Source organism: Brevundimonas sp. (assembly GCF_016463485.1).
Classification (GTDB): domain Bacteria; phylum Pseudomonadota; class Alphaproteobacteria; order Caulobacterales; family Caulobacteraceae; genus Brevundimonas.
On sequence record NZ_JAEMRD010000002.1, the window covers coordinates 1 to 11,711 of the forward strand.

Consider the following 11,711-nt stretch of genomic DNA (forward strand, 5'->3'; position numbering starts at 1 on the left):
CGCCCGTCGTGCGGTCCAGCACGGCGAAATCGACGGCGCCCGACAGGTCGCGGCGGGACATCAGGCGGCCTGGTCGGGGGTCTTGGCCAGCCGGGCGTTCCGCGCCGACCACAGGAAGTAGATCACCAGACCGACGGCGTTCCAGATCACGAACCAGAACTGGGTCCGCGGCTGCAGGCTGAAGAAGAACAGCACGCAGCCGACGATGGTGATCGCTCCCACCAGCCACCACAGCGGCGCCCGGAACTTGCGCACCCGGTTCGGATCCCGCAGACGCAGCACGATCAGGCAGACCCCCACCGCCGCGAAGGCCGCCAGGGTGCCCGCGTTGGCGAGCGACGCCAGTTCGTCGAGCCGCATCACGCCCGCCAGGGCCGCGACCACGATGGCGGTGAACACCGTCACCACCGCCGGCACGCCGCGCGTCGAGATCTTCGCCAGCGACGTCGGCAACAGGCCGTCGCGCGCCATGCCCAGGAAGATGCGGCTCTGGCCGAACAGGAAGGCCAGCAGAACCGTCGGAAGCGCGATCACCGCCGAGGCCGCGATCCATTGCGCCGCCGTCCCCTGCCCCATCTCGCGCAGGATCAGGGCCAGAGGCTCGGGACTGGCCGCGAAGCTCGCAACCGGCCGTGCGCCGATCGCGGCCGCCGCCACCACCAGATACAGCACCGTGCAGATCAGCATCGAGCCGACGATGCCGATGGCCAGGTCGCGCTCGGGTTTTTTCGTCTCTTCCGCCGCCGTCGAGATGGCGTCGAAGCCGTAGAAGGCGAAGAAGATGATCGCCGCCGCCGCCATGACCCCGGTCTGCGCCGCAGGCTGGCCGGTGATCAGCTCTCCGAACGGCAGGGCGGGCGCTCCAAACCCGTTGGGCATGAAGGGCGTGAAGTTGGCCGCGTCGAACGCCGGCAGGGCGATGGCCACGAAGGCGATCAGGGCCGCGACCTTGATCACCACCAGGATGGCGTTCAGCGTCGCGCTCTCGCGCGTGCCCAGCAGCAGCAGGCCCGTCACCACGCCGATGATCGCCACCGCCGGCAGGTTGACCAGTCCTCCAGCGACATGGGGTCCCACGGTCAGGGCCGTCGGCAGATCTATGCCCAGTCCGGTCAGGAAGCCCACGGCGTATCCCGACCAGCCCACGGCTACGGCCGAGACCACCAGCGAATACTCGAGGATCAGGCTCCACCCCACGATCCAGGCGATCAGTTCGCCCAGCACGGCGTAGGAATAGGCGTAGGCGCTGCCGGCCTGGGGCATCATGGTCGACAGTTCGGCATAGGCCAGGGCCGCACAGGCGCAGACCAGTCCCGCCAGGGCGAAACTGATCATCACCGCCGGGCCCGCCAGCCCCGCCCCCACGCCGATCAGGGTCAGGATGCCGGTGCCGACGATGGCCCCGACGCCCAGCGCCAGCAGGTGCGGCCAGCTCAGGGTGGCCTTCAGCCTCGGTCCGTCCGACGCCTGGTGCATCGCGTCGATCGACTTGCGCCGGTTCCAGAAGGCCATTCGCTTACTCCCCCGATGGCCCTTGCCGGACCGATTCCGCGGCGATGCTAGACCGCCCTGCGGCGAACCGGAACACCGGGCGGAAATCCCTTGCATCCCCGCGCCGATGTCTCTATCTCCGCCCCCTTCGCCGGGCGTCCCTGATGACCGCGCGATGATGGTACGGGTGATTAGCTCAGTTGGTAGAGCAGCTGACTCTTAATCAGCGGGTCGTTGGTTCGAACCCAACATCACCCACCATCGTTCCTCTTCGAATATTCCAGGCCGGCACCCTGTCACGGCCAAGCCGACGTCGGCGACGATGATCAGGTCCAGCCGCCATCGACGACATACTGCTGGTTCGTGATCGCAGAGGCTTCCGAGGACGTGAGAAAGACGACGACGCGCGCGATGTCTTCGGGGACGAGGCGGCGCTTCAGGCATTGCCGTTCGTAGAGTTCACGCTCGGAATCCGGCGTCACCCATTTCTCGAGCTGGCGCTCGGTCATGATCCAGCCGGGAGCCAGGGCGTTGACCCGCACGCCGTGCTGGCCGAAGTCCCGGGCGAGCGATCGCGTCAGCCCCAGCACCGCGGACTTGGACGCCGTGTACGCCGCCATGCCCCCCTGACCGATCATCCATGAGGTCGAGCCCAGGTTGAGGATCGATCCGCGTCCGTTGGCCACCATGTCAGGCAGGACGGCCTGGGCCGCGAAGAACTGGTGCTTCAGATTGACCGCGATGCGACCGTCCCAATAGGCCTCGGTGACCTCGAGCGTCGCGTGCCGTTCGTCGTGGGCGGCGTTGTTGATCAGGGCCTCGATCGGCCCGAAGCGGCTGCGGACGGCATCGATCGTTGTCTTCAGCGCGGGGATATCCGTCAGGTCGCAACGGAAGAAGGCCGCATCGCCCTCGCCGCATGCGACGATCTCGGCTTCCAGGGCCGACCCTCGGGCCTGATCAATGTCGATGAAGGCGACGCGGGAGCCCTGCCTTGCGAAGGCCCTGACGATGGCTTCTCCGATCCCTGCGGCTCCACCGGTGACGATGACCGTCTGGCCTGCCAGATCGGGATATACTGCGCCCATGGCGGCTGTCCTTTTCGAGATGTCCTGTGTTCAGGTCCTGACCTGGAGCCAGCCGTTGACTTCCATCCATCGCATGAAGACGTCAAACCAGCCCAGGCTCGTCTTGCCCGGATTGCCGAGTCCGAAGCCGTGGCCGCCGTCCTGATAGAGATGGAACTCCACCGGCCGTCCGGCGCGCTGCCAGGCCTCGACGACGCCGAAACCGCGATTGGCGAACAGGGGATCGTCGGCCGCCAGCACGACGAACATCGGGGGCGCATCGGCAGGAACATCCACCGCGTCCAATGCGCCGTAGATCGGTGCGATGAAGGCCGGACGGGTCTCGGGGACCGACAGTGTCGTGGCCATGGTGGTCATGGCGCCGGCCGAAAATCCGACCATCCCGATCCGGTCGGGATCGACGCCCCACTCCGAGGCCCGCGCACGGATCAGGGCGAAGGCCGCGGTAGCGTCCTTCACCGGGTCGGCCAACTCTCCCCCGGGACGGCCGGCGGCGGGCGTGAAAGCCGCCCTTGGCGGACGGGGCCCCGCACCCGCGAACATGGCGTTGACCCCTTGCTCGAACTCTCCGAGGTCGGCGGGCGTCGGGCGGGTGCGGTACTTGAGGACGAAGGCGGCGACGCCCCGGTCAGCCAGGGCCTGAGCGACCTCCCAGCCCTCGTTGCTCATCGACAGAAAGCGAAAGCCGCCGCCGGGGGCCACGATGACCGCCGCGCCGTTGGCCTTGCCTGCAGCGGGCAGGACCGGGGTCAGGGTCGCCACCGAAACGTTGCGCACGAAGGTGTCGCCCCATTGGTGGAACCAGCTCTCGGGGGCCGTCGATCCCTCGACGCCGCCAGTCCCGAGCACAATCGCTGCGGGCTCGGCCGGTGCCTGGGCCGGGGTGATCGGCGATTGCTGGGCCAAGGCTGGGGCGGCAATGGCCACCAGCCCCGCCATTGCCATCGAGATCAACGTAGATTTGCGAACCATGGTCAGGGCTCCGGCGATCATCAGGCGGCCGGCGATTGGGTCGGCAGGGCGTGGGTCGGGCGTGAGCCCCACAGGGCGTAGAACAGGATGTAGAGCTCGCAGACCATGGTCAGCAGGAAGGACAGCTGCAGACCGTACCGGTCGGCCAGCCAGCCCTGCACCACGACCAGGGCCCCACCCGCGATGGCCATGATCAGCAGACCGGACCCCTCCTCGGTCAGCGGCCCCAGTCCCTTGATCCCGAGGGTGAAGATGGTCGGGAACATGATCGAGTGGAACAGACCGACCGAAATCAACGCCCACATCGCGACCGGCCCGCTGGCGAATGTCGCCACCGCCATGACCACAAAGGCACCGACAGCGAAGACGGCAAGGACCTTGTCGGCCGGGAACCGGTGCGTCAGCCAGCTGCCGAAGAATCGACCCACCATCATCCCACCCCACAGGATGGCCAGATAACGTGAGGCCTGCTCCTGGCTGATGGCTGCGATATCCGGCTGGGACACGAAGTTGATGAACAGGTTGGCCACGCCGATCTCGGCGATCAGATAGATGAAGATGGCCGGCACGCCCCAGACGAGGTTGCGGTGCTTCCAGAGAGACAGGCCCCTGCGATCTGCGGCGCTGGCGCGACGACCCGAGGCGTTGATGGTCGGCAGGGGGAAGCGGGCGATGACCACGGCGAGCAGGGCCAGCACCACGGCTACGATGATATAGGGCAGGATGACCGACTGGGCGTCGGCATAGCGTTCGGCCGCAGTCAGCACGACCTCGCCCTGGGCCGTGCCGCCGCTGGAACGCCCCAGAATCAGATACCCCGCGAACAACGGTGCGAGCGTCGTTCCGAGGGAGTTGAAGGCCTGGACAAGATTCAGTCGCGACGAGCCCGTCTCCGGGGGTCCGATCACCGTGACATAGGGGTTGGCCGCGACCTGTAGCAGGGTGATGCCGCTGGCGATGACGAACAGGGCGGTCAGGACCAGAGCGAATGAGGCCAGTCGTGCCGCCGGAACCATCATCAGGGCGCCGACCGCCATCACGGCCAGGCCGGTGACGATCGACCGCTTGTAGCCGATCCGCTCGATCAGCTTGGCCGACGGGATCGAGGCCACGAAATAGGCGATAAACCAGACAGATTCGATCAGGGTTGTCCGGGTATAGTCCAGCACGAACACGCTGCGCAGATGCGGCAGCAGGGTGTTGTTGATGACCGTGATGAAACCCCACATGAAGAACAGAGTCGCCAGCAGCGACAGCACCGCACGCGCTCCGGGTCCCCCGGTCGCGCCGGGTTGAGCCTGGGCCGTCACGCCCGATACCGGTCCTGCCATCTTGGTCGTTTCCCCTGCAGCAGACATCTCGGGTGACCCCCGAGGCTGCTTGCTCTCGTCTCATTTGTCAGACTATTGTGCAGGCCAAGGCCGTGCGTCAAGCGCGGCGCAAAAAGGTTGGGGACGAACGATGGTTAGAGCCGGATTGGCAATGACGGCCATGGTCTGGCTGGCGTCCTGGAGCGGGTGCTCGGCCTCCGAGGCGCGACGAGAGGCTGCGGGTGTCCTGACGGACGGAACCGCAGTGGAGGCCATCGTGCTGAGCAACGACCACGGGGTCTCTGCCCGTATCCTGACCTATGGCGCGACCCTCCAGTCGATGAGCGGTCCCGATCGCGCCGGCCGCGTCGCAGACGTCGTGCTCGGCTATGACAACGCCTCGAACTACGAGACCCATCCGAACTATTTCGGCGTCACGGTGGGGCGCTATGCCAACCGTATCGCGGGCGGACGGTTCACCCTGGATGGCCGGACCTATCAGCTCCCGCTGAACGACACGACCAACTCCCTGCACGGCGGAGGCAAGGCCTTCGACAAGGTGGTCTGGCGCGTGGTCTCGGTCGAGAGCGGTCCCGAGGCGCGGGTCGTGCTGTCCCACACCAGCGCGGACGGAGACGCCGGCTATCCGGGGCAACTCGACGCGACCGTGACCTACAGCCTCGACGACACCAGCACCCTGACCATCGCGTTCGGCGCGACGACCTCTGCGCCGACCATCGTCAACATGACCAACCACGCGATCTTCAACCTGGCGGGCGAAGGCGCGCCGGGGGGAATCGAGGGACACCGGCTGACCATACCGGCGGCGGCCTATACGCCGGTGGATGCGGCGCTGATTCCGACCGGCGAGCTGCGGCCGGTCGCCGGGACGGTGTTCGATTTCCGCACGCCCCGGGTCATCGGCGAAGGCCTGCGTGACGCGCGCGACGCGCAAATTCGCCTCGGGCGGGGCTATGATCACAACTTTGCCCTCGACAAGGGGATGACGGACCAGCCCCGGCTCGCGGCCCGTCTCGAAGATCCACAGAGCGGACGGGTGCTGGAGGTTCTGACCACCGACCCCGGGGTCCAGGTCTATTCCGGCAATTTCCTCGACGGGACCCTCGTCGGCAAGGACGGGCATCTGTACCGGATGGGCGACGGCCTGGCGCTTGAACCCCAGAAATTTCCCAATGCCCCGAACGTTCCGGCCTTCGTATCGGCCCGCGTCGATCCGGATCGGCCCTACAGACACGTGATGGTCTATCGCCTCACCACCGCAGACTGAGGCTCCGCTCAATGCGCCTTCTCCAGCACCGGGCCGATGACGGCCGCCGACAGGTCATCGCCGCCGATGGACCCGACGCCCGCTTCATCAGGGAGGCCGAGACCGTACGCGCCCTGGCCTGGGACGCCATCATGTCCGGTTACGATCTGGCCGCCGTGATCGGTCACCGCGGCCTGGGCGATGTCGTTGATCTGAAAGCGGCGCTGGAGGCCGGCCGCCTGTTGGCCCCCATCGATCATGATGACCCGGCCCATCTGAGCCTGACCGGCACCGGCCTGACCCACCTCGGCTCGGCCGAGGGTCGCGACCAGATGCACCGGGCCGCCGCCGCCGCCGATCACCAGACCGATTCGATGCGCATGTTTCTTGAAGGGCTGGAGGGCGGCAAGCCTGCCCCCGGCGCGGTCGGCCAGCAGCCGGAATGGTTCTATAAGGGCGACGGGTCGCAGTTGGTCGGTCCCGGACAGCCTCTGACCATGCCCGCGTTCGCCCAGGACGGCGGCGAAGAGCCCGAACTGGCCGGCATCTATCTGATCGGGCCGGACGGAACTCCGTGGCGGTTGGGCGTCTGCCTGGCGAACGAGTTCAGCGATCATGTGACCGAGCGCCACAACTATCTGTGGCTTGCCCATTCCAAGTTGCGCCCGGCCGCTCTGGGGCCGGAACTGCTCGTCGGAACTCCGCCGAAGGATCTACGCGGGACCAGCCGGATCCTGCGCGACGACAAGGTGCTGTGGGAACGGCCGTTCCTGTCGGGGGAAGACAACATGTCCCACAGCCTGAGCAACCTCGAACACCATCACTTCAAATACGACCTGTTCCGCCGTCCCGGAGACGTCCACGTCCACTTCTTCGGGACCGCCACCCTGTCCTTCTCGGAGGGTGTGCGTACCCAGGTGGGCGATGTGTTCGAGATCGAGGCGGCACCGTTCACGCTGCCGCTCAGAAATCCGCTGGTAGGCGGGGCCGAATCCCAGGCAGCCGTCCGCCGGCTTTAAGGCTCGCTGGGACGAGCGCCATCGCCCGGAATGAATGCGCGGCACAGCTTGACCTACGTTGTCATGGCCCTCACGGTCATGTCAGACTTTTCAGATTGCCGTACTGGATGACGTGATGACCCTCTCTCGCCTCGTCGCATTTCTCGTCACTCCGATCATGACGGCCCTCGCCCTTTCGGCGGCTGGTCCGGCGCTGGCGCAGATCGAGAACGGCATTCCGCCCAATGAACTGAACGCGGGCTACATCATGGAGGCCGAGCGGGAGGTCCTGCGCAACATGCAGCGGCTGAACGCCCAGACCCGACGTGAACCCCCGGCCCAGAGCCTGGCCAATGCCCAGGCCGCCGTCACCGCAGCAGGTGCCGATTGCCGGGTGGCTGAGGCGAAGCAACTCGGGCGCACAGCCGAGAACGCCAGCATCTACGAAGCGGTTTGTCAGGCGGGCCCCGGCTATCTGGTGATCAACTCAACCCCGCCCCAGGCCGTCAGCTGCATCGTCGCTGCCCAGGCTGCGACCCAGGACGCCGCCAAGCCAGCCGATGAGACTACCTTCGTCTGCACCATGCCCGCGAACCAGAACGGCATGGCGGTGCTTGCCGCCTATGCCCGGGAGGCCGGGATCCAGTGTCAGGTCGATTTCGCCGGGCCGGTCGGCACCGCCAACGGCCAGACGGTCTATGAGATCGGGTGCGCGGGTCTGGACGGCTATCGACTGAAGCGGACCGACGCAGGCTGGGAGAAGACCGAGTGCTGGATCATCGTCAGCGCCGGATCACGCTGCGCCAGCACGACGCCTGAAGAACAGTTCGCCACCATGAAGGCGAGGCTGGCAGGGACCGACGCCGCCGCTTGCGACGTTAACGGCGGCCGCTTCATGGGGGCCAATGCCAATGGCGCCTTCTATGAAGCCCGTTGCGCCGGGTCGGACGGCTTCATCTTCCACGTCAAGGACGAGGTCACCGACCGGGTCATCCCTTGCGCCATCGCCGCGCCGATCGGCGGAGGCTGCACCCTGACGCCCGTCAGGGCCGCGATGCCCGCGCCGGCGGCACCGACCCCCTCGAACTGATGCCGGCCTAGCGCGAGCCGTGGGTCAGCGTCCTGACCCGCACCAGGCTGGAACCCGCAGTGATGTAAAGCGTCCGGCCATCGCCCCCGAACTTGCAGTTGGCGGTGGCGCTGCCCGTGTCGATGCGACCCAGGGAACGGCCGTCGGGCGTCAGCACATGGACGCCGCCCGGGCCGGTGACGAACAGATGTCCTGAGGCATCGATGGCCAGACCGTCAGGCAGGCCGGGATGGGCGTCACCGACCATGGCGGTGAAATCCCTGAACACCCGGCCGTTGGACAGCGTGCCCGCCGCGCTCAGATCATAGGCCATGACCACGGCGCGCTCGGGATCGGAGACGGGGACGTAGAGGGTGCGTTCGTCCGGCGACAGGGCGATGCCGTTCGGAAAGGTCAGGCCGTCCTCCAGCAGGGTGACCATGCCGTCCGGATCGAGCCGATAGACTCCGTTGTGAGGCTGTTCCTTCAGCGGCGAGGCGTTCATCCCCTCAAGCCCATAGGGCGGGTCTGTGAAGAAGATCGCGCCGCTGCTGGCCTGGACCAGATCGTTGGGCGAGTTGAACCGTTTGCCGTTGTAGTGGGTGGCCAGAAGCGTCTTGGACTTGCTGGCCAGATCGACACGGGCGATTGCGCGATTGCCGTGGTCGGCCATCAGGATCGATCCCGCCGGCCCGGCGATCAGGCCGTTCGAGCCCGGCTCGCGGTAACCCGAGGCGTCGGCGCCGTTGAAGCCCGAAGGATCCATGAAGACCGAGGCCCCATCCGCCGGCGACCAGCGGTGAATCCTGTTCCGGGGTACGTCGCTGAACAGCAGATAGCCGCCGTCGGCGATCCAGACCGGGCCTTCGGACCAGGTGTAGCCCTCGGCCAGTTTCTCGATCGTGGCGTCCGGCGCGATCAGCCGGTCCAGGGCGGGGTCGTCGCGGACGATGCGGCCGACGGTCGGATAGACGGTCTGGGCCTCGGGCATGGCGACGCTCCGGCAGGCGGTGGCGGACAGGGCAGCGGCCCCGGCGATAACCAGGCGACGGGACAGGCTCAAGGTCGGGGCTCCTCGGCGGACGGGGTCGGGATGGCGGCGGCCGGGATGGCGCTGACACCGTCGGATGTGATGGTGAAGGTGGTCCGTTCGCGGATATCGGCCGACGATGCGCCCACCATCACCTGGATGTCGCCCGCCTGGATGCGCCAGCGCCCCCCGTCGACCGTGCCGTCCCAATAGGCGAGCTGGGCGGGGGTCAGGGTGAACCGCACCCGCTTCGCCTGACCGGGCGCAAGAGCTACGCGGCGGAAGCCTCGCAGTTCCTGCACCGGCCGTGACACGGCGGCGACCGGGTCCCGGACATAGAGCTGGACGACTTCATCGGCGGGGATGGCGGAGGTGTTGCGGATCGTCACGCTGACCTCGACCTGGCCGTCGGCCACGACCTCGGTCTGGCTGAGCAGCAGGTCGCTGTACTCGAACCGAGCGTAGCTGAGACCGTGGCCGAAGGCGAACAGCGGCGTGATCGGCTGGTCGCGATACCGGGCCGTATCGCGCACCAGATCCTCGGCGGCCGGACGACCGGTCGGCAGGTGTGCGTAGGTCAGGGGCGTAGCACCGCTGGCGCGCGGGAAACTGATCGGCAGACGGCCCCCGGGCGACACGCGGCCGGTCAGAATATCGGCGATGGCCGGCCCGCTTTCGACTCCGAGAAACCAGGTCTCCAGGATCGCCGGTGCGCGCTCGGCCAATTCCGGGATCGCCAGCGGCCGGCCGTTCATCAGGATCACGACGACCGGCTTGCCCGTGTCGAGCACGGCGGCCGCCAGCGCATCCTGGGCGGCGCTGAGGCCAATGTCGGTATAGCTGCGCGCCTCTCCCGACCGGTCGAAATGTTCGCCCACCACCAGCAGGACCAGGTCAGAGGCACGCGCCGCCTCGACCGCTGCGGCCAGGGCTTCTGCGTCCGAGACCTCGTGTACCGCCTGGGCACCCTCGCCGGACGCGGTCACGGCGATCGCCTGCGCCACCTGGGGCCGATAGCCCTGGGCGTAGGTTATCGTGGCCTGTGGCAGGGCCTCGCGCAGGGCGGGGATCAGCGGCCGCACGTCCTCGACCTTGCCCTGGGCGCGCCAGCTGCCCAGCGACGAGTTGGCGTCCTCGGCCAGGGCCCCGATCACGGCGATCCGGCGGGCGGTGGCCGCGATCGGTAACAGGTCGCCGTCGTTCTTCAGCAGCACGATCGAGCGGCGCGCGGCCTCCCTAGCGAGCGCGCGATGCTCCGGCGTCAGCATGGCGGTGGCCTCGCGCGCAGGATCGGCGCGGCCATACGGCATATCGAACAGGCCCAGCCGTTCCTTGGCGGTCAGCACGGCGATGACCGCCTCGTCCAGCATTGGCAGCAGGGCCGGGTCGGCCTCGATCGCGCCCTTCAGTTCTGCGGAATAGAGGTTGCCCGCCATGTCCATGTCGACCCCGCCGCGCAGGGCCGCCGCGCCGGCTTCGCGAGGCGTTGCGGCGATTCCGTGATTGAGCAGTTCGGGGATGGCGTTCCAGTCGCTGACGATCAGTCCGTCATAGTTCCACTCGCTGCGCAGCAACCCCCGCACCAGCGCCGGATGGGCGGTCAGGGGCACGCCTGCGATGTCGTTGAACGCGGTCATCATCGATCCGGCCCCCGCGCTGACGGCCGCATGGAAGGGCGGCAGATAGACTTCGTGCAGGGTCCGGTCGGTGATGTCGGCGCTGTCATAGTCGCGACCGCCCACGGCGGCCCCATAGCCGACGAAATGCTTGGCGGTGGCCATGATCGAGGTCGCGTCGGCCAGGGACGAACCCTGATAGCCGCGCACATGAGCCGTCGTCAGGATGGAGCCGAGATAGGGGTCCTCCCCTGCCCCCTCGACGACCCTACCCCAACGGGGGTCCCGGGCGATGTCGACCATGGGCGAGAAGGTCCAGTTCAGCCCGGCGGCCGTCGCCTCGACCGCCGCCACGCGGGCCGTCTGCTCGACCAGGGCCGGGTCCCAGCTGGCGGCCAGGGCCAGCGGCACGGGGAACAGGGTCTTGTAGCCATGCACCACGTCCATGCCGAACAGCAGGGGCACGCCCAGCCGTGATTCCTCGACCGCCACCCGCTGCAGTTCGCGGATCTGGGCGGCACCCGCCACATGCAGGAAGGAACCGATCTCGCCGCGTCGCACCCGGTCCAGGGTGGCCGCGTCCAGTCGTGAGTTCAGCGCGCGCTGACGACCGCCCGGCACCTGGTTCAGTTGACCGATCTTTTCGTCCAGCGTCATCCGGCCGAGCAGGTCGCGGACCCGCTGGGACGGCTGTTCAACTGGCTGGGCGACGGCCGCGCCCCCTACAGACAGGGTCAGGCAAGCCAGTACGACCAGGATGCGTCTCAACACGATTTGTTCTTCCGACAACGTTGTCAATTGCGTGCGTTCAGCCCTAAACCAAAGGCTGGCCGATGGCAAAGCGGCGATTGAACCAGAAGACGCACCCGG

General features: G+C 67.5%; 9 protein-coding genes and 1 tRNA gene. 4 read left to right on the top strand and 6 right to left on the bottom strand.

Annotation, left to right across the window (positions count from 1 at the left end; translation table 11 throughout):
• Positions 1-60 precede the first annotated feature (60 nt).
• Positions 61-1,512, bottom strand: a complete 1,452-nt coding sequence (locus JHC99_RS00790) for an amino acid permease (RefSeq protein ID WP_292151566.1) — start codon at positions 1,510-1,512, stop codon at positions 61-63.
• 164 nt (positions 1,513-1,676) lie between these two features.
• Here JHC99_RS00790 and JHC99_RS00795 point away from each other — a divergent pair.
• Positions 1,677-1,752: transfer RNA gene (locus JHC99_RS00795), tRNA-Lys, on the top strand.
• 65 nt (positions 1,753-1,817) lie between these two features.
• Here JHC99_RS00795 and JHC99_RS00800 read toward each other — a convergent pair.
• From JHC99_RS00800 to JHC99_RS00810, 3 genes are read right to left on the bottom strand one after another with little or no spacing between them, the layout of a single operon-like run.
• Positions 1,818-2,579: an SDR family oxidoreductase gene (locus JHC99_RS00800; protein ID WP_292151567.1), complete on the bottom strand. Its 762-nt coding sequence runs from the start codon at positions 2,577-2,579 to the stop codon at positions 1,818-1,820.
• Positions 2,580-2,609: 30 nt separating this feature from the next.
• Positions 2,610-3,551: an alpha/beta hydrolase gene (locus tag JHC99_RS00805; protein ID WP_292151568.1), complete on the bottom strand. Its 942-nt coding sequence runs from the start codon at positions 3,549-3,551 to the stop codon at positions 2,610-2,612.
• Between the two features lie 20 nt (positions 3,552-3,571).
• Positions 3,572-4,882 carry a sugar MFS transporter gene (locus JHC99_RS00810; protein ID WP_292151569.1) on the bottom strand — a complete coding sequence of 437 codons (1,311 nt, stop codon included), beginning with the start codon at positions 4,880-4,882 and terminating at the stop codon, positions 3,572-3,574.
• 151 nt (positions 4,883-5,033) lie between these two features.
• On the opposite strand from JHC99_RS00810, the gene JHC99_RS00815 reads away from it, so the two are divergent.
• The 3 genes from JHC99_RS00815 (at position 5,034) to JHC99_RS00825 (ending at position 8,216) form a co-directional block, all read left to right on the top strand.
• The gene (locus JHC99_RS00815; RefSeq protein ID WP_292151570.1) at positions 5,034-6,149 is read left to right on the top strand and encodes an aldose epimerase family protein; all 1,116 of its coding nucleotides are present in this window, start codon (positions 5,034-5,036) and stop codon (positions 6,147-6,149) included.
• Between the two features lie 11 nt (positions 6,150-6,160).
• A complete protein-coding gene (araD1, locus tag JHC99_RS00820; RefSeq protein WP_292151571.1) occupies positions 6,161-7,147 on the top strand; it encodes an AraD1 family protein in 987 nt (328 codons plus the stop codon).
• 115 nt (positions 7,148-7,262) lie between these two features.
• Positions 7,263-8,216 carry a hypothetical protein gene (locus JHC99_RS00825; RefSeq protein WP_292151572.1) on the top strand — a complete coding sequence of 318 codons (954 nt, stop codon included), beginning with the start codon at positions 7,263-7,265 and terminating at the stop codon, positions 8,214-8,216.
• Between the two features lie 7 nt (positions 8,217-8,223).
• Here JHC99_RS00825 and JHC99_RS00830 read toward each other — a convergent pair whose 3' ends face one another.
• Both JHC99_RS00830 and bglX read right to left on the bottom strand, forming a co-directional pair.
• Positions 8,224-9,258: an SMP-30/gluconolactonase/LRE family protein gene (locus tag JHC99_RS00830; protein ID WP_292151573.1), complete on the bottom strand. Its 1,035-nt coding sequence runs from the start codon at positions 9,256-9,258 to the stop codon at positions 8,224-8,226.
• Positions 9,255-11,612 carry a beta-glucosidase BglX gene (gene bglX / locus JHC99_RS00835; protein ID WP_292151574.1) on the bottom strand — a complete coding sequence of 786 codons (2,358 nt, stop codon included), beginning with the start codon at positions 11,610-11,612 and terminating at the stop codon, positions 9,255-9,257. Before bglX ends, JHC99_RS00830 begins: the two co-directional genes overlap by 4 nt.
• Positions 11,613-11,711: the final 99 nt, after the last annotated feature.

Coding starts and splice junctions, on each gene's coding strand:
- JHC99_RS00790 (WP_292151566.1), bottom strand. CDS start 1,512: ATGGCCTTCTGGAACCGGCGCAAGTCGATCGACGCGATGCACCAGGCG.
- JHC99_RS00800 (WP_292151567.1), bottom strand. CDS start 2,579: ATGGGCGCAGTATATCCCGATCTGGCAGGCCAGACGGTCATCGTCACC.
- JHC99_RS00805 (WP_292151568.1), bottom strand. CDS start 3,551: ATGGTTCGCAAATCTACGTTGATCTCGATGGCAATGGCGGGGCTGGTG.
- JHC99_RS00810 (WP_292151569.1), bottom strand. CDS start 4,882: ATGGCAGGACCGGTATCGGGCGTGACGGCCCAGGCTCAACCCGGCGCG.
- JHC99_RS00815 (WP_292151570.1), top strand. CDS start 5,034: ATGACGGCCATGGTCTGGCTGGCGTCCTGGAGCGGGTGCTCGGCCTCC.
- araD1 (WP_292151571.1), top strand. CDS start 6,161: ATGCGCCTTCTCCAGCACCGGGCCGATGACGGCCGCCGACAGGTCATC.
- JHC99_RS00825 (WP_292151572.1), top strand. CDS start 7,263: ATGACCCTCTCTCGCCTCGTCGCATTTCTCGTCACTCCGATCATGACG.